Annotated in this window: 19 protein-coding genes and 3 tRNA genes; 14 read left to right on the top strand and 8 right to left on the bottom strand. The window is 71.7% G+C overall.

Annotated elements, in window-relative coordinates; all coding sequences use genetic code 11:
• Positions 1-3: 3 nt before the first annotated feature.
• Genes GJR97_RS11755 through GJR97_RS11740 form a run of 4 tightly spaced genes read right to left on the bottom strand, consistent with a single transcriptional unit; the run spans position 4 to position 3,561 of the window.
• Positions 4-942 (bottom strand): U32 family peptidase, encoded by a 939-nt coding sequence (locus GJR97_RS11755; protein ID WP_154346611.1) that lies wholly within the window; start codon positions 940-942, stop codon positions 4-6.
• On the bottom strand, positions 939-1,940 hold the full coding sequence (locus GJR97_RS17900) for a Gfo/Idh/MocA family protein (protein ID WP_195760684.1): 1,002 nt from the start codon (positions 1,938-1,940) through the stop codon (positions 939-941). The genes GJR97_RS11755 and GJR97_RS17900 overlap by 4 nt, the downstream gene beginning before the upstream one ends.
• Positions 1,934-2,788 carry a cyclase family protein gene (locus tag GJR97_RS11745; protein WP_195760683.1) on the bottom strand — a complete coding sequence of 285 codons (855 nt, stop codon included), beginning with the start codon at positions 2,786-2,788 and terminating at the stop codon, positions 1,934-1,936. Before GJR97_RS11745 ends, GJR97_RS17900 begins: the two co-directional genes overlap by 7 nt.
• A gap of 53 nt (positions 2,789-2,841) precedes the next feature.
• Positions 2,842-3,561 carry a GntR family transcriptional regulator gene (locus tag GJR97_RS11740; protein ID WP_195760682.1) on the bottom strand — a complete coding sequence of 240 codons (720 nt, stop codon included), beginning with the start codon at positions 3,559-3,561 and terminating at the stop codon, positions 2,842-2,844.
• A gap of 126 nt (positions 3,562-3,687) precedes the next feature.
• Here GJR97_RS11740 and GJR97_RS11735 point away from each other — a divergent pair, with 126 nt between their 5' ends.
• The 10 genes from GJR97_RS11735 to GJR97_RS11695 are packed head-to-tail and all read left to right on the top strand — an operon-like array spanning position 3,688 to position 15,146.
• Complete coding sequence (locus GJR97_RS11735) at positions 3,688-4,767, top strand: sugar ABC transporter substrate-binding protein (RefSeq protein ID WP_154346606.1); 1,080 nt, start codon at positions 3,688-3,690, stop codon at positions 4,765-4,767.
• 1 nt (position 4,768) lies between these two features.
• The gene (locus GJR97_RS11730; protein ID WP_154346604.1) at positions 4,769-5,770 is read left to right on the top strand and encodes an ABC transporter permease; all 1,002 of its coding nucleotides are present in this window, start codon (positions 4,769-4,771) and stop codon (positions 5,768-5,770) included.
• Positions 5,767-6,528, top strand: a complete 762-nt coding sequence (locus GJR97_RS11725; RefSeq protein ID WP_154346603.1) for an ATP-binding cassette domain-containing protein — start codon at positions 5,767-5,769, stop codon at positions 6,526-6,528. Before GJR97_RS11730 ends, GJR97_RS11725 begins: the two co-directional genes overlap by 4 nt.
• Positions 6,525-7,715, top strand: a complete 1,191-nt coding sequence (locus tag GJR97_RS11720) for a mandelate racemase/muconate lactonizing enzyme family protein (protein ID WP_154346602.1) — start codon at positions 6,525-6,527, stop codon at positions 7,713-7,715. The genes GJR97_RS11725 and GJR97_RS11720 overlap by 4 nt, the downstream gene beginning before the upstream one ends.
• On the top strand, positions 7,712-9,835 hold the full coding sequence (locus tag GJR97_RS17895) for a DUF6259 domain-containing protein (RefSeq protein WP_195760681.1): 2,124 nt from the start codon (positions 7,712-7,714) through the stop codon (positions 9,833-9,835). Before GJR97_RS11720 ends, GJR97_RS17895 begins: the two co-directional genes overlap by 4 nt.
• The gene (locus GJR97_RS17890) at positions 9,832-11,211 is read left to right on the top strand and encodes an aldehyde dehydrogenase family protein (protein ID WP_195760680.1); all 1,380 of its coding nucleotides are present in this window, start codon (positions 9,832-9,834) and stop codon (positions 11,209-11,211) included. The genes GJR97_RS17895 and GJR97_RS17890 overlap by 4 nt, the downstream gene beginning before the upstream one ends.
• Positions 11,208-11,633, top strand: a complete 426-nt coding sequence (locus GJR97_RS11710; RefSeq protein WP_154346601.1) for a response regulator transcription factor — start codon at positions 11,208-11,210, stop codon at positions 11,631-11,633. Before GJR97_RS17890 ends, GJR97_RS11710 begins: the two co-directional genes overlap by 4 nt.
• 44 nt (positions 11,634-11,677) lie before the next feature.
• Positions 11,678-13,321, top strand: a complete 1,644-nt coding sequence (locus GJR97_RS11705) for a haloalkane dehalogenase (RefSeq protein WP_154346600.1) — start codon at positions 11,678-11,680, stop codon at positions 13,319-13,321.
• Positions 13,318-13,737 carry a nuclear transport factor 2 family protein gene (locus tag GJR97_RS11700; protein ID WP_154346599.1) on the top strand — a complete coding sequence of 140 codons (420 nt, stop codon included), beginning with the start codon at positions 13,318-13,320 and terminating at the stop codon, positions 13,735-13,737. Before GJR97_RS11705 ends, GJR97_RS11700 begins: the two co-directional genes overlap by 4 nt.
• Positions 13,734-15,146 carry an aldehyde dehydrogenase family protein gene (locus GJR97_RS11695; protein WP_229276228.1) on the top strand — a complete coding sequence of 471 codons (1,413 nt, stop codon included), beginning with the start codon at positions 13,734-13,736 and terminating at the stop codon, positions 15,144-15,146. The genes GJR97_RS11700 and GJR97_RS11695 overlap by 4 nt, the downstream gene beginning before the upstream one ends.
• Positions 15,147-15,557: 411 nt before the next feature.
• On the opposite strand, the gene GJR97_RS11690 is transcribed toward GJR97_RS11695, so the two are convergent.
• The 3 genes from GJR97_RS11690 to GJR97_RS11680 all read right to left on the bottom strand — a co-directional run bounded on the left by GJR97_RS11690 (position 15,558) and on the right by GJR97_RS11680 (position 15,889).
• Positions 15,558-15,630, bottom strand: a tRNA-Phe gene (locus GJR97_RS11690).
• Between the two features lie 73 nt (positions 15,631-15,703).
• A tRNA-Asp gene (locus tag GJR97_RS11685) sits at positions 15,704-15,777 on the bottom strand.
• Between the two features lie 39 nt (positions 15,778-15,816).
• Positions 15,817-15,889: transfer RNA gene (locus GJR97_RS11680), tRNA-Glu, on the bottom strand.
• 200 nt (positions 15,890-16,089) lie between these two features.
• Between GJR97_RS11680 and GJR97_RS11675 the strand changes: the two genes are divergently transcribed.
• Positions 16,090-17,445 carry a M23 family metallopeptidase gene (locus tag GJR97_RS11675; protein WP_229276227.1) on the top strand — a complete coding sequence of 452 codons (1,356 nt, stop codon included), beginning with the start codon at positions 16,090-16,092 and terminating at the stop codon, positions 17,443-17,445.
• Between the two features lie 95 nt (positions 17,446-17,540).
• Here the strand turns inward: GJR97_RS11675 and ppa are convergent, their stop codons facing one another.
• A complete protein-coding gene (gene ppa / locus GJR97_RS18800; RefSeq protein WP_324613462.1) occupies positions 17,541-18,047 on the bottom strand; it encodes an inorganic diphosphatase in 507 nt (168 codons plus the stop codon).
• Between the two features lie 90 nt (positions 18,048-18,137).
• On the opposite strand from ppa, the gene tilS reads away from it, so the two are divergent.
• From tilS to GJR97_RS11655, 3 genes are read left to right on the top strand one after another with little or no spacing between them, the layout of a single operon-like run.
• Positions 18,138-19,181, top strand: a complete 1,044-nt coding sequence (gene tilS, locus GJR97_RS18795; protein WP_154346596.1) for a tRNA lysidine(34) synthetase TilS — start codon at positions 18,138-18,140, stop codon at positions 19,179-19,181.
• Between the two features lie 45 nt (positions 19,182-19,226).
• Positions 19,227-19,778 carry a hypoxanthine phosphoribosyltransferase gene (hpt, locus tag GJR97_RS11660; RefSeq protein ID WP_154346595.1) on the top strand — a complete coding sequence of 184 codons (552 nt, stop codon included), beginning with the start codon at positions 19,227-19,229 and terminating at the stop codon, positions 19,776-19,778.
• A 32-nt stretch (positions 19,779-19,810) separates the two neighbouring features.
• Positions 19,811-21,529 (top strand): MFS transporter, encoded by a 1,719-nt coding sequence (locus GJR97_RS11655; RefSeq protein WP_154346594.1) that lies wholly within the window; start codon positions 19,811-19,813, stop codon positions 21,527-21,529.
• Positions 21,530-21,628 lie beyond the last annotated feature (99 nt).

The following is a 21,628-nucleotide window of genomic DNA, read 5'->3' as shown; positions in this document are numbered from 1 at the left end:
GGGTCAGCGGACGGGGATCGCCAGTCCGGCTGCCCCGGGGGCGGAGAACTCGATGGCGGCACCCGAGCGGCGCACCTCGTCGAGGCCGAGGCGGGCACGGCGGACCCGGCTGCGGGCGAGTGCCACGGTCGTCGCCTCGAGGTGACTGCCCGACGGGTAGACGTCGGGGGAGTTGCGCAGCCCGAACTTGACGTACATCGGCGCCGCGGCCATCACGAGGTCGGCGATCTCGTGGTGGCGCACGAATCCGCCGATGTTGTCGGGCGCCTCGACGTACACGTCGAGCGGGAGCGAGGTGGCCTGTCGCAGGCGGGCGATCTGGTTGAGGGTCAGATCGGTCGGGACGTTGATCGTCGAGGCGCCGAGGCGCTCGGCGACGAGCGCGGCGGCCGGGTTCGCGATCGGCAGCATCACCGAGGTCTTCGCCTGCATGTCGGCCGGAAGCAGCCCCTGCACCTTCAGTTCGTGGAAGACCGCGAGCACGCCGAGGTCGGCGACGAGCACGCTTCGGACGCCGAGCTCCGCCGCACGGCGGATCTGACCCACGGCGGCAGCGAGCTGCTCGGGCCCGCGAGCCGCGGGGGAGACCGCTCCGCCGGCCGAAGCCAGGGCCATCGCGGAGGCGTCCCAGCCGGCGCCCGGACGGGCGAAGAGCGAGACCTCGACGCCGACGGCGGCCGCCGTCTCGACCATTCGGCGGATCTCGCGGTCGGTGAGCATCCCGACGCCCGATCCCTGCGAGACACGGGTCACCGGGACGTCGAGTCGCTCCGCCTCCTCGAGGACGGCATCGAGGCACTCGGGACCCTCGACGCTCGGAATCTCGACTCGGGCCGGGGCTCCGTCGGGGAAGGCGAGTGCGGACCGCTGGGGCGCGGACCACGGGTCGTGCTCGATCGTCGCGAGCAGCGCCGACGGCGGCGACTGGGTCGTGGGGGTCATGCTGGATCCTCTCTGGTGGTGCGACGGCGTTCCCCGGTCGCGTAGGAGTCGGCGTCGGCGCCGACCGATGCGACGATCTCCGCGGCGACGGCGGCGTCCTCGAGCGTCGAGGCCGGTTCGGCCTCGCCGCGGAGCACGTCTCGGAATGCGCGCGCCTGATGCGTGTAGGTCTCCTCGTAGAGCGGGATCCCGAACGTGAACGGGCCGCCGCGGTCGACGGTAGTCGTGCTGCGCCAGGAGTACGAGGCGGTGCCCTCGGTGCCGAGCGCCTTCACGGCGAAGGTCCCGGGCTCCGGTCCGAGGTCGTCGACCGCGAACGTGCCGTAGAGCATCGCGAGCGCGCCGTCGTCGTACTCCCACACCATCCACGCCTGGTCGTCGGTCTCGAGTCGCGCCCAGTGCGCTGCCGAGACGCCGCCGTGGACGCGATCGGGGCGGCCGAGTGCCGCGAGCGTGAGGTAGGCGTGGTGCACCATGACCTCGTGCAGCACTCCGTCGTAGTGGCTCGCGAGCTCCTCCTCGTGCCGGATCGCGTAGGAGATGTGGAGCGACCTGACGCGTCCGAGGGTGCCGTCCCTGGCCTGGCGGACGAGGCGGGAGCACTCGGGCTGGTGCAGGTAGTTGTGGCCGGGCACGATCACGACCCCGGCGCCGGCGGCGGCCCGGGCCAGCGCGCGGATCTCGTCGGGGCTTTCGGCGACTGGCTTCTCCACGAAAACGTGCAGGCCGGCGGCGATCGCCCGGTGGGCCAGCGGGAGGTGGCTCGCCGTCGGCGAGGCGATGAAGACGGCGTCGACGTCGTTCGCGCCGAAGAGCTCGTCGACGGTGCGGACGGTCGCCCCGTGCGCGCGCGCCAAGTCGTCCGAACGTCCGGATCGCGATTCGGCGACCGCGGTCAGGCTGAGCCCGGGAACAGCAGCGATGGCATCGGCGTGGAGTCGGCCCGCCGCGCCGGCGCCGATCAGGCCGATCCGGATGGAGGTCGGCGCGCTCAGCACAGCAGCACCGGCCGTACCCACGAGCCCGTCGCGCCGTTGATCTTCAGTGGGAGGCAGACGAGCATGCCCTCGGTGACGCCGTCGCGCGCCGCCTCGTCGAGGGCGAGGTTCTCGATCAGGTGCACGCCCCGGTCCACGAGCATCGCGCGGTGGGTGGTGCGGCGTTCGTCCGGGAACGGCAGGGGCTCGGTCCCGGTCGTGTCCGTGCCGAGCACGGCCATGCCCTGCTCGTGGAGCCAGATCGCGGCATCCGGACCGACACCCGGCTGGCCCGCCTGATACGCGACGGGGTCGGCGAGGTACTCGCGCGACTTGCCGGTCCGGACGCAGACGACATCGCCCGAGCGGATGGTCAGTCCTCCGGCGTCGAGGGTGCGCCGCAGGTCGTCGACGGTCACCTCGTAGCCGTCGGGCAGGGCGTCCATGCCGAGGACTCCGGCGACATCGAGTAGGAGACCGCGACCGATGATCGGGGGCACCGTCTCCATTCCGTGGCTCGAGAAACCACGGTCGCGACGCACCTCGGACACCGAGGCGCCGCCGAAGATCCGGCCCTCCGCCGACACGTGCGCCAGGCCGTCGATGTGGGTGCTCACGTGCAACGCGCCGGTGATGGTCTCCGCGGCGAACTCGTGCGCGTGCCCATCGCGGGCGCACTCCTCGGGCGTGGTCCGCCAGGTGAATGAGAACGGAGTGAACGCGCCCGGCGCACCCTGCGGCACACGTTCGCTGAGTTCCTGACCGAGGTCGTAGACCCGGCCACGGTGCACGAGACGGGCCGCCCCGAGGACGTGATCCGGGGTCAGGCGGGACAGTGCGCCGAGGTTCGTCGTCGAATCGCCGGGCAACGGGATCTCCTTTCGATGTGCCGCAGACGCCGGTTCGGCGCCCGCGTCGGCCCTCACTCCGCTGCGGAGTCCCGAAGGCTGGGAAGCAGGTGCGAGAGGCGTTGCTCGGCACGGCGGATGTGCTTGTCGCAGAGGAAGACGAACAGCTCGCCGTCCCGCTCGCGCAGCGCATCGACGAGTGCGTGGTGCTCGGCCTGCGCCTCGTCGAAGTCGATCACGCCGACGCCCGTGTAGAGGCGGCTGACGTGCATGTGGAAGTGCAGGCTCTGCCATGCCGTGAGCAGGAACTCGTTGCCGGAGAGCCGCATGAACTCGCGGTGCAGGAGCCCGTCGAGTCGGCTGTACTCGGAGTACTGCTGGTACGAGCTGTCGTGCTCGATGGTGCCCATGCGGTCTACGAGTTCGCCCAGCCGATCGACGTCGGCCCGGTCGAGGTCGCGCACCCACCGGTTCGGCTGGTCGTCGGTTCCTCGAGCCGCCGCCATCTCGATCGCGTGCCGGGCCGAGAAGAGTCGGTGGAATGCCGAGGTGTCGAGCAGGGGGGCGACCCGGTAGCCGCGGTTCGCGTCCGCCTGCGCGAGCCCCACCGCCGCGATGCGGTTCAGCGCCTCGCGCACCGGCGTGATACTCATGTCGAGCTCGCCGGCTATGGCGTCGATGCGCAGGAAGTCGCCCGGTCGGACGTCCTGCGCGAAGATCCGCTCGGCGATGAAGTCGAACGCTTCGTCCACGCGGGACGGTCGGGAGGGGCGGCCCGTGGTGAGGGTGCTCATGAGACTGATCATGCATCTTCTTGGGTGAAATTACAACGATTAGGCCGAAATTGGCTATTGACTACGTCAGATCATGCATGATATTCCTTCTAGTACCCCGACTCCCCCTCACCAGGAGGCTCAACGATGAAGCACTTCTCCGGGCTGTCGTCCGCACTGGCCGTCTCAGCGACGGTGCTGCTGCTGGCCGGATGCGCGACCGCCGCGAACAGCTCTGCCGAACCCCCCGCAGCGGGCGGTTCCGGTGACCGGTACACCCAGGACGACGTCACGACCGCCACCGGCATCCACGACGTGACCTCCGTGTTCTCGGTCCCGAAGTCCCTGCCCGAGGACCTCAACCTGGCGTACATCAACCCATCGCTCGGAACGCCGTTCTTCAAGTCGATGAGCGACGGGTACAAGGCCGCCGCCGAGTTCTACGGCGTCGACATCCACGAGGCAGACCTCGGCAACTTCAACTTCGCCGACGCGGTCAACAAGTACGACACGATCTCCGTCTTCCAGCCCGAGGTGGTCGGGATCCTGACGCCGTCCGGTGCCGGACTCGTCGACCGCACGCGCGCCGACGGGGTGAAGCTCCTCGCGAGCGGCATCCCCATCGAGGGTGCCGATGGCTTCATCGGCACCCCGGAGCGCGAGACCGGCATGCTCGCCGGGTCCGTCCTCGCCGAAGGCGTCGCGCCGCTCGTCGACGACGAGTGGGCCGACCAGGAGGTCGTCTTCGTCGGCCTCGGCCAGGCCGCGATCCCCACCACGATGGAACGGGTCGAGAGCGGACTCGAGGGCTTCGAGGCCGGCGGCGTCGAGCCCGACTCCGCGGAATTCCCCGACCTCGGCAAGTCCGCGACCGTGGCCGACGGCGTGCGGGTCATGGCCGACTTCCTCACCGCGCACCCCGAGCAGGCGATCGCCGTCGTCGCGATGAACGACCAGGCCGGCGTCGGCGCCTTGCAGGCCGTCCAGGCCGCCGGTCGTCAGGACGACGTCCGCATCGTCACGATCGGCGCCGACGAGGTGGGTCGCGCGGCGTTCAAGAGCGACGACGGCATCATCCTGGGCGAGGTCGACCTGAACCCGTGGGGCGCCGGATGGCGCTGGGTGGAGGCCGCCCTCGCGCTTGCGCTCGACGAGGAATTCGTGATCCCGGCGCCCGAACGCGTCATCACTCGCGACAACGTCGACGAGCTCTACCCGGAGGACTGAGATGACCGCCACCATCGTCGCCCAGCCCGGCACCCCGCCGGCCTCGCCGCCGCCGAAGCCGAAGGCCGACCCGGTCGACCGGATCCTCGATGTCGGGATCTACATCGCCCTCGCCGCCCTCGTCCTCGTGTTCAGCGTCGCGTCGCCGTACTTCCTCACGGTCGGCAACCTGCTGAACATCGGACAGGCGGTGGCGCAGACCGGGATCCTGGCCGCGGGCGTCACGATCGCCCTCATCGCGGGCCAACTCGACATCTCGTTCGGGTCGGTCATCGCGATCACCGCGGTGCTGATCGCCGTTCTGACCAGTGCCGGCGTGCCGGTCGCGGTCGCCGTGCTGGCTGCGGTGGTGGCGGGTCTCCTCGTCGGCGTGCTGAACGGTGTGCTGATCGTGCACCTCAACATCTCCAGCATCATCAGCACCCTCGCCGTCGGCACGGCGGTCACGGGAGGGGCCTACCTGGTCGCGAGCGGCCAGGTCGTCCCCCTCCCGGACCCGACCGTGTTCAGTTGGGTCAACGCCCGGATCCTCGGCCTGCCCGTGCCGATGCTCATCGCCATCGCCGTCTACGTCGCCGGCTGGATCCTCCTGTCGAAGACCAAGCTCGGCGCCCACATCTACGCCGTGGGCGGCAACAGCTCGGCGGCGCTCCGTGCGGGCATCCCGGTCAAGCGCATCTACTTCACGGTGCTGCTGATCAGCTCGGGCCTCGCCGTGCTCGCCGGGGTGATCGTGCTCGGCCGGACCGGCGCGGGCGACCCGAGCTACGGTGCCGCCGACATGTTCACGGTCCTCGGGGCCGTGCTGCTGAGCGGCATCGGCCTCGGCGGAGGCACGGGCTCCGTGCAGCGCACCCTCATCGGTGTCCTGATCATCGGCGTGCTCGCCAACGGCCTCGTGCTCCTCGGCGTGCAGTCCTACTACCAGCAGCTCCTGAACGGCGCCGTGCTCGTGCTCGCCGTCGTCATGGAGGCGATCCGACGGAAGAGGCGTTCACGATGACCACCGACCAGGCACCCGCCCTCGAGTCGCTCCTCTCGGTGCGCGGCATCTCGAAGGCCTTCGGGCACATCCAGGCGCTCACCGACGTGAGCCTCGACATCGCCCCGGGCGAGGTGCTCGCACTGCTCGGCGACAATGGCGCCGGCAAGTCCACGCTGATCAAGATCCTCAGCGGCCTCTACGCCACCGACTCGGGCGAGATCCGGATGCGCGGCGTCCCGCAGCGCTTCCAGTCGCCCGCCGACGCGAAGGCGGCCGGCATCGCGACGGTGTACCAGGACCTCGCGCTCGTGGACACGAGGGACGTCGCGGCGAACCTCTTCCTCGGGCGCGAGTACACCCGGGGCCCGTTCATCGACGTCAAGCGCAACGTGGCCGAGAGTCGACGGGTGCTCGAGCAGTTGAAGCTCGGCCACCTTCCAGCCAGCGGGGTTCCGGTCGGCGTGATGTCGGGCGGCCAGCGCCAGGCCGTCGCCGTGGCGCGCACCGTGGTCTCGGGCGCCGAGCTCATCATCATGGACGAGCCCACCGCGGCCCTCGGCGTGAGCGAGTCGGCGAAGGTGATGGCGCTCGCGCACGAGCTCCGCGACAGCGGATGCGCCGTCATCATCATCAGCCACAACCTGCAGCAGGTGTGGGACTTCGCGGACCGCTTCGCCGTGCTCCACCTCGGACGCCTCGCCGGCGTGCGACGGAGGAGCGAGAGCACCGTCGAGGAGATCGTGCAGCTCATCGTCTACGGGGCGGCCGGCGCATGATCGCCGACGAACTCGAGACCGCGTCGACGCCGGTCTCGACCGACCCCGCCAGCCGCATCGAGCGGATCGAGACGTACGTGCTGCGTCCGCCGCTGCGACGCCCGCTCTCCGACTCGATCTACGACCGCACGCACTGGGTGGTCCCAGTGGTCGAGATCACGACCGCCGACGGACTCGTCGGCACCGGCTACTCGGGTCTCTGGACGGGCGACGACCTCGTGCTGCGGGCGATCCACGAGTACCTCGCCCCCCGGCTCCAGGGCGCGGACGCCGCCATGATCGGCGCGATCTGGCAGGACGCGTACTGGTCGCCCCTGCACTGGGTCGGCCGCGCCGGGGTCGCGCACATGGCGCAGTCGATGGTCGACATCGCACTGTGGGACCTGGCGGCGCAGCGTGCCGGCATGCCGCTCTGGCAGCTGCTGGGCGGGCGCCATGCGGAGCTCGAGACCTACAACACCGACGGGGGCTGGCTGAACTTCACCGTCGAGGAGCTCATCGACGACATGCAGGGCATGGTCGAGGCCGGCTGGTCGAAGGTGAAGATGAAGGTCGGCGGACCCTCGTTGCGCGCAGATCTCGCGCGGGTCACGGCCGTCCGCGAGGCCCTCCCCGCCCACGTCGAGCTCATGGTCGACGTGAACCAGCGGTGGGACCGGGTGACCGCGCTGCGCGCCCTCCGCCCGCTCGCGGACCTCGGGATCGGCTGGCTCGAGGAGCCGCTCCACCCCGACGACGTGCAGGGCCACGCCCGGCTCGCGCGCGACGGCGCCCTGCCGATCGCGCTGGGCGAGAGCGTCTACTCGGCCGAGAGCTTCGCGACGTTCCTCGACGCCGACGCGGTCGACGTGGTCCAGGTCGACGTGACCCGCGTCGCCGGGATCACCGAGTGGCTCCGCGTGGCCCACGCCGCCCAGGAGGCGTCGCGTTGGGTCGTCCCGCACGCCGGCGACATGATGCAGGTCCACCAGCACCTGGTCGCGGGCGTGGGATCGGCGCGCGAGGCGATGATCGAGTACCTCCCGTGGGGCCTCGAGCTGTTCGCCGAGCGCATCGACGTGCACCGGGGCACGCTCCGGCTCCCGACCACACCGGGCGCGTCCACGCGCATCGACCCCGAGGCGCGAGCGCGATTCGAGGACCGCGCCGCGACCGGCCGACGGTACGAGGGAGTCGCACTGCCATGACCGAACCGATCCGCCTCGGCGACGCGCACGTCGCACTGGCGTTCGACGGCGCCACGGGCGCCCTGCTCACCCTCGAGGACCCGATCGCGCGGACCTCGCTCGTCGCCGAGCCGAGGCTCGCGGAGAACTGGCGGCTGCTCGTGCCGATGCCCGACCTCCGGCATCACTACGTGCGCGGCAGCGGGCAGCGGCTCTCATCCGTCGACGTCGGCGCCGACGAGGTCCGATTGACGTGGCGCGGCGTCCGAAGCGAGGTCGCCGGCGACCTCCACATCGACGTCACCCAGCGCTGGCGGCTGGCAGGCGGCGGGGTCGACGTCGTCACCACCGTCCGCAACGGCAGCCCGTTCCAGGTCGAGGAGGTCGTGTCCCCGGCCCTCGGCGGGCTCGGCCGGCCCGGCGAGCACGAGTGGCGGCTGCACCATCCCGGACCCCTGGGTGCGGGGGACGAGTTCGAGGTCTTCTCCCAGTTCCCCGGGACCTACCTCGGCCCCCGCAACCCGGTCTGGGTGCTGCCATACCACACGAAGTCCGGCATGCCGTGGGTCGACCTGTACTCGGAGGAGGACCGGCGCGGCCTCTACGTCGGCATCCACGATCCGGATGGCGCCCACGCCGTGTTCCAGCTCCAGCTCTTCCCCGGGCCCGTGTACCGGGGCGACCTCCAGGTCTGGCCCGATCCCGAGGTGCTCGGCGACGACACGCCGCTCGGGCTCATGGCGGCGTGGTCGTCGTTCCCCTTCCTGGAGACGGGCGGCGAGTGGAGTTCGGCCCCGGTCGCCCTCCGCTTCCACCAGGGCACGTGGTGGCAGGGCGCGCGCATCTTCCGGCGGTGGTGGGACGAGCACTTCGAGGTGTCGCCGCGCAGCTGGCTCGCGGAGGAGGACGCCTGGCAGTCCACGATCATCAGCTACCCCGACGGCGAGATCGGCTTCCGCTACTCCGACCTGCCACGCCTCGCCGAGGAAGCCAGGAGCGCGGGCATCAACGTCATCCAGATCTGCGGATGGCACCGGGGCGGCCTCGACCGCAACTATCCCGACTACTCGTCCGATCCGCGGCTCGGCACCAGCGAGGAGTTCACCGCGGCGCTACGCGCCTGCGAGGAGCTCGGCGTCAAGGTGCTCGTCTTCGGCAACCTGCAGGTCGCGAACATCGAGACGGATGCCTGGGGCGAACTGCGCCGATACGCGATCACCGACCCGCACGGCAACCACTACGACACCGTCGGATGGGACTACAACACCACGACCGGCGTCGAGCAGCTCTCCGGGTACCGGATGGCGTGGATGAACCCCGCGCACGACGCGTTCCGGGCCCGGTGGATGGACCAGATGCGCGGGATCCTCGACCGGCACGCGGCCGGCATCCAGCTCGACAAGGTGCTCGGCGGCGGGTTCTTCGGGATGGACTACAACCCGGACGCCCCCGGCACGATCGCCACCACGCTCGGCACCGGCCTGCAGGCGGCGATGGCGGAGCTGCTCGCCGAGGGGCGCCGCGAGCGCGACGACTTCTGCCTCGCCGCGGAGTCGCACTGGGACCGGACGCCGCGGTTCGCCAACGCCTCGTACGCCAGGTACTTCTCGGCGACGCACTTCCCCACGTTCGCGGCGGCGTTCCCCGAGCACCGGCAGACGTGCGCCGTCACCGGGCCGCACGACTACGGGCTCGTGAACAACTCGTTGCGGTTCGGGCACATCATCTCGCTCGAACCCGCCTGGATGCACGGGTCCGCCACCGACGTCCCGCTGACGTCGGACTATGTCAGGCGCGCCCTCGAGTTCCGTCGCGGTCTCCGCGGCTGGATCTGGGAGAGCTCGCTCGTCGACCCATGGGACTGGGCCGTCGACGGGCCGGACGTCCTCGCCTCGGCCCACCGCTCCTGGGACGGCCGAGGCGAGGCGCTCGTGCTGAACCACTTCGAGCTCGAGCCGCGCACGGTGCGGATCGGGCGCCGTGCCGACCGGGGCGAGGCCCTGACTGTGCACCGGATGGGACGTGCACCGGTGCCGCTGGACGGCGGCGAACTCACGATCGGCCGCGACGAGGTCGTGGTGGTCACCGCCGCGTCGAGTGCGGCGGCCGACGCGGTGGCAGCGACGGGAACGACGGCATGACCGAGCTGACCGCACCCCTGCTGCGGCCCAGGTTCGGCGTCGAGGACACCGGCCCGGACGAGCTCGCCGCCGCCACCGGACGCGCCGCGCTCGCCGCGACCGCCGTCGCCGACGCGGGCGCGGAGGTCCGCCGGGACTGGCTCGAGCGCATCGCCGACCGGATCGAGGAGGCGCGCGCGGACCTCCGGCGGATCGCGTCCATCGAGACGAGGCTCCCCGAGCAGCGGCTCGACGTCGAGCTGGATCGCACGATCCGCCAACTCCGCTTCCTCGGTGCCGAGGGCGTGCGTGCGGCGGGCGACGAGTTCCTGGAGGAGGGCTTCCGTCGACGGACCCGTCCGATCGGGCCGGTCGCGGTCTACGCCGCGGGGAACTTCCCGTTCGCCTTCTCCGTGGCCGGCACCGACACGGCGTCGGCGCTCGCGGCCGGATGCCCGATCGTGCTCAAGGCCCACCCGGGCCATCCGGTCACCTCGGCGACGACGGCGGAGCTGATCGGCGACGCGCTGACGGAGGCCGGCGCGCCGGAGGGGACGTTCGCGATGGTCCGGGGTTTCGACGCCGGCGTGCGCCTGGTCGTCGACCCGGCCATCCGCGCCGGGGCGTTCACGGGTTCGCAGGTGGGCGGCCGTGCCCTGTTCGATGCCGCTGCCGCCCGGCCGGATCCGATCCCCTTCTACGCCGAGCTCGGGAGCATCAACCCGGTCGTCATCACCCGCGCTGCGCTCCGGGCGCGACGGAATGAGATCGTGAGCGGGTTCATCGACTCCTTCCTGCTCGGCATGGGCCAGTTGTGCACGAAGCCCGGCGTGGTCTTCCTTCCGGAAGGGCACGGGCTCGAGCCCGACCTCCGCGCCGCGCTCCGGGGTCGCGCGTCGCGCCCGATGCTCAGCCCCTCGATCGCCGAGCGCTTCGCGGAACGGCTCGGCACGGCCGCCGCGGTGACCGAGCTCGTCAGCGAGCCCGGCAGTGCCGGCACAGTCCTCCAGACCGACCTTGCGACGTTCCGCGCCACGCCCGCGCTCGCGGACGAGATCTTCGGTCCAGCGTCGCTGCTCGTGACGGTCGCCGACGACGAGGAGACGGTGGACGCGCTGGCGTCCGTCGACGGCGCCCTGACCGCGACGATCCACGCGGAGCCGGAGGATGGCCCGCTCGCGCGGCGCCTCGTCGCGACGGCCGCCCGACTCGCCGGCCGCATCGTGTGGAACGGCTGGCCGACGGGCGTGCAGGTCATCCGGTCGATGCAGCACGGCGGGCCGTGGCCCGCCAGCACGTCGCCCCTGCACACGTCGGTCGGGGCCTTCGCCGTCGACCGCTTCCGGGTGCCCATGGTGTTTCAGGGCGTGCCCGACGAACTGGTGCCGGTGGGATGAACCTCCGCGCCGACCCCGACCTCGATGCGATCGTCACGCTCATCGAGCGCCACGGCACGGATCGCCTGCCGTTCCTGTGGCGTTCGGAATCGGGGTGGTGGTTCGTCGAGGTCGTGCCGTCGACGGGCACGCAGGGCCTGCCGGGCGTGCGGATCCGGGCCCATCCGACGGAGCTCCCCAACGGCCTCACCCCGGCCGAACTCGACGTGCTCACCCAGCTCATCGCGCGCGACTCCGATGCCGAGATCGCCCGCGCGCTCACTCTGAGCGTGCGGACCGTCCACTCGCACGTCGCCCATCTGCGGCGCAAGCTCGGGCTCGGCCGGGCACAGGCGGCGGCGCGCGCGCTCGTGCGCGGCTGGTACCGCCCGCAGGGCCCCGGCGCCGCCGCGATGGATGCGATCCTCGCGCTGCGCACCTGACCGGCCCCCTCAACCCCCATCACCACCTGACAGGAAGTACCCCCATGCAGACGACGCTCACGCACGTCGGAACCGCCACGGTGATCATCGAGTTCGGCGGCATCCGCTTCATCACCGACCCCGTCCTCGACCCGCCCACGGAGTACGCGCTCGGCCCGGTCACCCTCCGGTCGACCGAGGGCCCCGCGCTCACGGTCGACGAGTTGCCCGACATCGACGTGGTGCTGCTCAGCCACGACGAGCACGTCGACAACCTCGATGCGACGGGTCGGACGCTCCTGCCCGGGCGCCCCACGGTCACCACGGCCGCGGCCGCGGCGCGCCTCGGAGCCGAGGCCGTCGGCCTGGCGCCCTGGGAGCGCACCGAGCTCGTGGTGCGCGGACGCACCGTTACGATCACTGCGACGCCCGCCGACCACGGCGAGAGCGGCGCCGACGTGATCGGGTTCGTCATCGAGTCGCCGGACGAGGACCAGGCGCTCTACGTGAGCGGCGACACCGTCTACGACGCGTCGCTCGACGTGATCGGCCAACGCTTCCCGATCGGGGTCGCGGTGCTGCATCTGGGCGCCGCCAGGATCGAGGCGCTGGGCGACCGGCTCATCACCATGGATGGCGCGCAGGCCGCGCGGTTCTCCGGGTTCCTCGCAGCCGACGTCGTGGTGCCGATCCACTTCACCTCCTGGGAGCACTTCACCGAGGGTGAGCGCGAGATCGCCGCCGCCTTCGCCGCCGAGGGCCTCGACGACCGCCTGCGCTGGCTGACGCCAGGTAAGCCCGAGCACATCGACGTCGGGGCGCGCGAACCGCTCTCGGCGGAGCCCTACGCGTCGAAGCGCCGCGTGCGGTCGCACGACCGCGAGATGGCGGTGATCGACGAGGGCGAGGGGCCCGCGTTCGTGTTCGTGCACGGCGACATCATGTCGTCGTACCTCTGGCGGAACGTGATGCCGCATGTCTGCACGCTCGGCAGGGTGGTCGCGGTCGACCTGATCGGTGCCGGCGACTCCGACAAGCTGCCGGACTCGGGGCCCGGGCGCTACTCGTTCGCGGAGCACGCGCGGTATCTCGACGGGCTCCTCGAGGCGCTCGACCTCGGCGACGAGATCGTGCTCGTCGGCCACGACTGGGGGTCGAACCTCGCGATCGACTGGGCGATGCGCAACGCCTCGCGCGTGCGGGGCATCGTGTTCGGCGAGGCGATCCTGCCGCCGTTCGAATGGACCGACTGGCCGGCGCCGATCCTGCCCGAGTTCCAGTTCCTGCTCACCCCGGAGGGGGAGCGCGCCGTGCTCGACGAGAACCGTTTCCTGAACAACGTCCAGCGGGCGGTGATCCGCCCGATCTCCGAGGCCGAGCTCGCGGAGATCGAGCGCCCGTACGCCGAGCCCGGCGAGGGGCGGCGTCCCACGCTCGAGTGGCCGCGCTCGGTTCCGCTCGGCAACGCCGACACCCCGACGCGCGTGGCACTGGAGGCGCAGGCCGAGTGGATGAGGTCGTCACCCGTGCCCAAGCTGCACTACCGCGGCATCCCGGGCGCGCTCTGCAACGGGCGTCGCGCCGACACGATCGCCGGGTTCGCGGCGCTCACCGAGGTCGGTGTCACGGGCACCCACTGGACCCCGGAGGACGACCCGCACCGCATCGGCCGCGCGATCGTCGACTGGGCGACCCGGGAGCTCCGATGAGCACCGCGAAGTGGTCGCCGCCGGGGTCCGCGCCGCACGGCGAGGACCACCATCGCATCCTCGAGGTCGTCGACGAGTACGTGGCCGGATTCGAGCAGGCGGACCCCGAACGCCTGCAACGCGTGATGCACCCGCAGTGCCGGCTCACCGCGTCGTTCGACGGGCGACTGGTCGTGCACACGCGCGACGAGTTCATCGCGGCGGTCTCCGGCCGGCGGTCGACGGTCGCGGGCACCGCGCCGGGCGAGGGCGCCGCACGCGTCCTCCTGGCGTCGGTGGGCACGCCGACGACCGCGATCGTCCGTGTCCAGGACGCCGATGCCGACACGACGTACGTCGACGAGCTCCAGCTGGTGCGACTCGACGCGGGATGGACGATCATCGCGAAGTCCTGGCACCCGGAGCCGCGACGATGACCACGATGACGTTCCCGGCCCTCCTCGAGGACGTGGTCGACCGGTCCGGCACCGGCCGGCCCGTGCCGGATCCTGCGACCGGTCGCGTGTTCGCCGTCGCCCCCGACCACGGGCCTGACGCGGTCGCTCCGGCGGTCGCGGCGGCACGCCGGGCGCAAGAGGGCTGGGCGGCGGCGACGTCGGATGAGCGCGCGGCGACGCTGCATGCGGCGGCCGACGCCGTCGAGCGGCGTGCGGACGAGCTGGCTGCGATCCTCGCGCTCGAGCAGGGCAAGCCGCTCGACGGTCCCAACGCCCGGTTCGAGGTCGCGGCGAGCGTGGATTGGGTCCGCGCGACCGCCGACCTTCCCGAGCCGGACGGCACTCGCGACGTGCCCGGCGATCTCGCCACGGTCGCCCACCGACCCGTCGGGGTCGTCGCGGCGATCACGCCGTGGAACTGGCCGATGATGATCGCGACCTGGCAGATCGCCCCGGCGCTGCGCATGGGCAACGCGGTGATCGCCAAACCGTCGGAGTACACGACGCTCTCCGGGCTCGCGCTCTGCGCGGTCATGAACGAGGCGCTGCCCCCGGGCGTCCTGCACGCGGTAGTCGGTGACGGTGCGGTCGGCGCCCGCCTCGTCGCCGACCCGGGCGTCGGGAAGGTGATGTTCACGGGCTCGACGGCGACCGGACGCAGGATCGTGGAGGCATCCGCTGCCAACCTCGCGCGGCTCACGCTCGAGCTGGGCGGCAACGACCCCGCCATCGTGCTGCCGGATGCGGATCCGCGAGCGATCGCCGCCGACCTGTTCTGGGGTGCGTTCACGAACAGCGGCCAGACCTGCGCCGCCGTCAAGCGCGTGTACGCGCACGATGCCGTGCACGACGACCTCGTCGAGGCCCTCGCCGAACTCGCCCGCACCACCCCGATGGGGCCCGCATCCGATCCGTCGAGCCTGCTCGGGCCGCTGCAGAACCGCCGCCAATGGGAGATCGTGGACCGGCTCGTGGAATCGGCGAAGTCGGGCGGCGCGCGCGTCGCCGCCGGCGGGAACCCCGACCGCACAGCACCGGGCAACTTCTACCCGGCGACGATCGTCTCCGATCTCGGCGACGACGCGCCGCTCGTGCACGAGGAGCAGTTCGGGCCGGCGCTGCCCGTGGTCCGGTTCCACGACATCGAGGAGGCCGTGGCGTCGGCGAACGCATTCGAAACCGGTCTCGGCGCATCGGTCTGGTCGGGCGACCCCGAGCGCGCGCGGTCCGTCGCCGCCCGGATCGACGCGGGTACGGTATGGATCAACGCCCATGGCGGGCTGCACCCCGCAGTGCCGTTCGGCGGCGTGAAGCAGTCGGGCTATGGAACGGAGTTCGGAGTCGATGGGTTGAGGGCCGTCTCGGTGGCGCAGGTCATCCGATGCTGAGTCGGCGAAAGTCCGGCCCGAAGCGGCGGGTTGGAGGAATCGCCAGTGATCGCGTCCGCGCATCGCGAGACCACGATGAGAGCAGCGGTGGTCGGGACGATCCTCGCTGACGACCCGATCTCGGTCCGAGAGGTACCGCTGGAACCCGTCGGATGGCTCACGTTTCGGTGCCGGTCGGCCGCTCTCAATCGCCCAGAATGAGGAGCCCGGCAGGCTTGGGGTTCTCTGCGTTGGCTTCGATCGGCATCGATCTGGGGACCGTTCGATTGACGGGCCGATCCAACCCAGTCTGTGGTTCATCGCCTCGATCACGTGAGGCGGCGATGCGTTGTGGGCAGTGGGCACGAATGCGACCGCCCCAGCCTTACCCGGAAACGCGAAAACCCCCGGCGGACCGGGGGTTTTCTTCTGTGGCTCCGACCGGCATCGATCCGGTGACCTTTCGATTTTCAGTCGAACGCTCTACCAACTGAGCTACAGAGCCTCGGGGTGTCGAAACACCTCGATGATAAGGAGAAAGCCCCTTCTCTCGAAAGGGAAAGGGCCTGTCGCCTGAGCGACCCTGACGGGACTTGAACCCGCGACCTCCGCCGTGACAGGGCGGCACGCTAACCAACTGCGCCACAGGGCCTCGTAAAGAAGCTGTTCAATTGTAAACCCATCGTCTGGGTGACCCCAACGGGATTCGAACCCGTGCTGCCGCCGTGAAAGGGCGGTGTCCTAGGCCGCTAAACGATGGGGCCGGAAGGTCGTGCCCGGGGGCTCGACCGCCGAGAAGAAAGCATACGCATACCTCGGCCAGAATCCAAAACGGGGCGGGCAAGACGCGCCACGCGCGGCGGAAATGCCCGATCCGCGGTCGTTCCGAACCTAGTGTGGCAAGGCCACTGCCCGCAGGTCAGGCATGCGAGCGCGTGCCCCACGGCCCGCGCGGAGGGGGAACATGTCGCGAATCGCAGGACGCCGAGTCACCCGGGGGTCGCGCATGCGCGCCCTCGCGGGCTCGCTCGTCATCGCGCTCGCGGCGACCGCCGGGGTGGTGGCGAACCCGATCGCCGCAACGGCAGCCGACTACCCCACGTGGGAGGAGGTGCAGAAGGCCAAGGCGAACACGCAGGCCGCGGCGCAGGCCGTCGACGAGATCATCGGCCTGATCGCCGACCTCGAGGCGAACGTCGAGGCGGCGCGCGCCGAGGCGCAGCGCCGGACGGACGAGCTCATCGTGGCGCAGCAGGAGTACGACGACGCCGTGCGGCGCGCCGACGAGATCCAGGCGCAGGCCGACGAGGCGAAGGCCGAGGCTGAGGAGGCCGAGCGGAACGCCGGCCAGCTCGCGGCGCAGCTGTACCGCACGGGCGGATCCGACCTCGGCATGAACCTGATGTTCGACGCGGGCGACGCGGCCCGCACCGACGAGCTGCTCGCCAAGCTCGGATCGATGGAGAAGCTCGTCGAGCGCACGGCCGGCATCTACGAGCAGGCCGAGGAGGCGGGCAACACCGCCCAGTCCCTGGCCGACCAAGCCGAGGTGGCGCGCGCCGAGCGCGAGAAGCTGCGCGTCGCCGCCGAGCAGGCGCTCGCGGCCGCGCAGGCGGCGCAGGCCGCGGCCGAGCGGGCGCTGGCCGAGTCCGAGGAGAAGAAGATCGAGCTCGACCAGCAGCTCAAGTTCCTGAAGGACAAGGAGGCCAAGACGGCCGCGGCCTACCAGGAGGGCGAGCGCAAGCGCAAGGAAGAGGAGGAGCGCCGGCGACGCGCGGCAGCAGCGGCAGCAGCGGCAGCCGCCGCAGCGGCGGCAGCGGCGGCGGCAGCGGCGGCGGCAGCCGGCGGCGGGGGCGGCGGCGGCGGAGGCGGAGGCGGAGGCGGCGGCCAGACGGTGTCCTCCGGCTGGTCCAAGCCCGCCTACGGCTGGATCTCCGGCAACTACGGCCCGCGCCAGGTGATCTGCAGCGGCGGCTACTGCTCGAACTCGTTCCACTACGCCACCGACCTCGCGACGGGATGCTCCGCACCGATCTACGCGGCGAACTCCGGCACCGTCGTCTATGCCGGATGGTCGGGCAGCTACGGCAACTTCATCAAGATCGACCACGGCGGCGGCATCTCGACCGGCTACGCCCACATCCGCCCAGGCGGCCTGTTCGTGGGGTACGGGCAGCGGGTGAACTCGGGGCAGGTCATCGCATCGAGCGGCACCACGGGTGCGTCGACCGGCTGCCACCTGCACTTCGAGGTCTACAGCGGCTGGAGCCGCATCGACCCGGTCCCGTTCCTGGCCGCGCGCGGCATCTACCTCGGCTGACTCCCGGCGCACCGGGCGGAGACGCGACGAGGGGGCGAGCCGTCGGGCTCGCCCCCTCGGTGCGGGCAGGCGGATGCCGCGGCATCCGCTCGGGCTCAGTGACCCGGGTACGCCTCGATGGCCTTCGCGATCAGGCCCTCGGCGTCGGCGGCGTTCGCCCAGCCCTCGGTCTTGACCCACTTGCCCGGCTCGAGGTCCTTGTAGTGCTCGAAGAAGTGCTCGATCTCCTTGCGGGTGTACTCCGGCACGTCGTCGACGTCCTGGATGTGGTCCCAGCGCGGGTCGCCCGCGGGCACCGCGATGACCTTGGCGTCGCCGCCGCCGTCGTCGGTCATGTGGAAGACGCCCACCGGGCGCACCTTCACGCCGACGCCCGGGAAGAGCGGGTACTGCGTGAGCACGAGCACGTCGAGCGGGTCGCCGTCGTCGCCGAGCGTGTTCTCGAAGAAGCCGTAGTCGGTCGGGTACACGAAGTTCGTGTAGAGCACGCGGTCGAGGAAGACCCGGCCGGTCTCGTGGTCGACCTCGTACTTGTTGCGGCTCCCCTTGGGGATCTCGATGACGGCGGCGTACTCGCCCATGTGGTTCTCCTCGTTTCGGATGGTGGAGTCTCGAAGGTCTCGCGGGCCGTGACGGCTCCGGTGCCGCCGCGCGCCCGATGGGCGCCGCTGACGACGGAATAAGGTTACGTGATGCCCTTGGAGCGCCGTCCCCGCCTGACGCCGCCGATCGCCGACGTGCGACGCGCGGTGCGGTCCGTGCTCGGGCCGCGCGACGACGGCCCGCTCGCGCTCGTCGCGCTCTCGGGGGGTCCCGATTCGCTCGCGCTCGCCGCGGCCGCGGCGTTCGAGGGGCCGAGGGGCGGATGGCGCGTCGGCGCGATCGTCGTCGACCACGGCCTGCAGCCGGGGTCGGCCGAGCAGGCGGATGCCGCGGCATCCGTCGCGCGCGACCTCGGACTGGGCCCCGTGCTCGTCGAGCGGGTCGACGCGGGCGCCGCACCGGGTGGCGCCGGTCCCGAGGGAGCCGCGCGCGCCGCGCGGTACGCCGCGCTCGAGGCGGCCGCACGCACGACCGGCGCCGAGGTCGTGCTGCTCGGCCATACGCTCGACGACCAGGCCGAGACGGTCCTCCTCGGCCTCGCCCGCGGATCGGGGTCGGCGAGCCTCGGCGGCATGGCCGTCCGTTCGGGGCGGTACGCCCGGCCGCTGCTCGGCATCCGGCGGGCCACGACGCGGCAGGCGTGCCTCGACGCGGGCCTCGCGCCGTGGGACGACCCGCACAACGTCGATTCCGCGTACGCGCGCGTGCGCGTGCGCCAACAGGTGCTCCCCGTGCTCGAGGCCGAGCTCGGCCCCGGCGTCGCCGAGGCGCTCGCCCGCACCGCCGAGCAGCTCCGCGAGGACGAGCAGGCGTTCGCCGACCAGATCGACGAGTTCATCGAGGAGATCTGCGAACCCGCCGAGGCCGGCATCGCGATGTCGGCGGCGGCGCTCGCCGCGAACCCCGCGGCGCTCCGGCAGCGCATCATCCGGCACGTGGTCGACAGCGAGTTCGGGGTGTCGCTGAGCCGCGCCCAGACGCTCGAGGTCGCCCGGCTGGTCACGGACTGGCACGGGCAGGGGCCGATCGACCTGCCCCGGGGCATCCGCGCCACCCGCGCCGGCGGGCACGTCGTGCTCTCGACGACCGGCTCGACCGCGGTGCTGCCGCACGACCACCAGCGCCCGGCGTAGGCTCGTGGCATCCGTTCGCCCAGACGCACGCAGGAGGAGCTCGGGATGGATTCGCGCGAGATCGAGGCCGACCTGACGGAAGTGCTCGTGACCGAGCAGCAGATCCGCGACAAGCTCGCGGAGCTCGCCCGTCGCATCGAGGCGGACTACGAGGGTCGCGACCTCCTGCTCGTCGGCGTCCTCAAGGGCGCGGTCATGGTCATGGCCGACCTCGCACGCGAGCTGAAGCCGCACGTGAACATGGACTGGATGGCGGTCTCCTCCTACGGCGCGGGCACGACCTCCTCCGGCGTCGTGAAGATCCTGAAGGACCTCGACTCCGATCTGTCCGGCCGCGACGTGCTCATCGTCGAGGACATCATCGACTCCGGCCTCACGCTCAGCTGGCTGACCGGCAACCTCGCCTCGCGCGGTGCCGCCTCGATCGAGATCTGCGCGCTGCTGCGCAAGCCGGATGCCGCGAAGGTCGAGATCGACGTCAAGTACCTCGGGTTCGACATCCCGAACCAGTTCGTCGTCGGCTACGGGCTCGACTTCGCCGAGCGCTACCGCAACCTGCGGGACGTCGCGATCCTCGCCCCGCACGTCTACAGCTGAGCGTCGTGCGCCCGGAGGCCTGAGGTCGTCCCATGGGTGAGCGCGGGCAGCGCACCAGGCTGCGGAACGCCGGTGCCGCGTTCGCGAGCAACTGGCGGAACCCCGACCTGCGCCGCGCCCAGCTCAGCTTCCTCGGCGCGTGGACGGCGGAGTGGGCCTTCACGGTCGCGCTCGGGATCGTGGCCTACCGCGACGGCGGGGCCGCGGCGGTCGGGCTGGTGGGACTGCTCCGCATGGTCCCCTCCGCACTGCTCGCGCCGCTGCTGTCGCCCATCGCGGACCGCGGACGCCGCGAACGCGTCCTCGTCCTGGTGTCGGTCGTGCGCGGCCTCGCGACCGCGGCAGCGGCGGTCGTCGTCGCGGTGGCCGGTCCGGCCGCGGTGATCTACGTGCTCGCCGTGGTCTCGACGATCGCGGCGACCCTCTACCGGCCGGCGCACTCCGCGCTGCTGCCCTCGCTGTGCCGGACCGGCTACGAGCTCGCGAGCGCCAACATGGTCCGCGGGCTGCTCGACTCGGCCGCCACCCTGGTCGGCCCGCTGCTCGTGGCGGTGCTGCTCCAGTTCACCGGGGTCGACGTCGTCTTCGCCGTGGCGGCCGCCGCGTCGTTCGCGGCCGCCGCGCTGCTCCTCGGGTTGCGGTACGACGCCCCGCCGCGCCCGTCGGCGCCCGACCGGCCGAACATCGGCCGTGAGGCGGTCGAGGGGCTGCGCGCGGTCGCGCGCGATCGGGACCTCGTCCTGATCCTCGGCCTCGCCGCAGCCCAGTCCCTCACGCGCGGGGCGCTCACCGTGCTCTCCGTCGTGGTCGCGATCGAGCTCGTCGGCACCGGCGAGCCCGGTGTCGGCGCGCTCATGACCTCGGTCGGGGTCGGCGCGGTGCTCGGCTCGCTCGGAGCCTCGCTGCTCATCGGCACGGGTCGCCTCGGCGCCTGGTTCGCCGTCGGCGTGGCCCTCTGGGGCCTCCCGATCGCGCTCGTCGGCGTCTTCCCCGAGCAGGCGGTCGCCCTGGTGCTGCTCTCGTTCGTCGGCGTCGGCAATGCCCTCATCGACATCACCGGCTTCACGCTCATCGGCCGGACCGCGCCCGACGAGGTGCTCGCGCGCGTGTTCGGCGTGCTCGAGAGCACGGTCGCGATCTTCGTCGGCATCGGCGGCGTCGTCGCGTCGGCGCTGATCGGATGGTTCGGCATCCAACCCGCGCTCATTGCGATCGGGCTCCTCTGCCCGGTGCTCGCGGTGGCCTCATGGTGGCGACTTCGCAGGCTCGACCGCGTCGTGGCGGCCCTCGACCGCGAGATCGGGTTGCTGCGCCGCGTCGACATGCTGTGCATGCTGCCCCTGCCGGCCGTCGAGCGGCTCGCGCGAGGGCTCGAACCCGTGTCCGTGGCATCGGGGGCCGTCGTGTTCGCGCAGGGCGACGTCGGCGACCGCTACTACGTCATCGAGTCCGGCGAGGTCGACGTGGTCCACGACGGGCGCGTCGTGGCCGACCTCGGTCCGGGGGAGGGCTTCGGTGAGATCGCGCTCCTCCGGCCGACCGGGCGGATGGCGACCGTGGTCGCCCGGACCGACCTCCGGCTCCAGGCCCTGACGTCCGACCGGTTCCTGCCGGTGGTGCTCGGGTACACGCCGAGCGCGGTCGAGGCGACGGCGACCGTCGACGGGATCATGGCGCAGTACGAGCCGGGGGAGACGCCGGAGGAGGCCTCGGGGGAGACGCCGGAGGAGGCCTCGGGGGAGCCGGACTGAGCGCCGGCCCGCGGCGACGGGGGCTGAGCGGTGACCGCTGGGCGCTGACCGCTTTCAGCGAACAGGCAGCAGGTGCCCAGTGGCCAGAGGGTAGCCTGC

Source organism: Agromyces kandeliae (assembly GCF_009674665.1).
GTDB lineage: Bacteria > Actinomycetota > Actinomycetes > Actinomycetales > Microbacteriaceae > Agromyces > Agromyces kandeliae.
The sequence above is the reverse complement of the archived record's forward strand: the minus strand, read 5'-3'. Positions and strand labels throughout refer to the sequence as shown.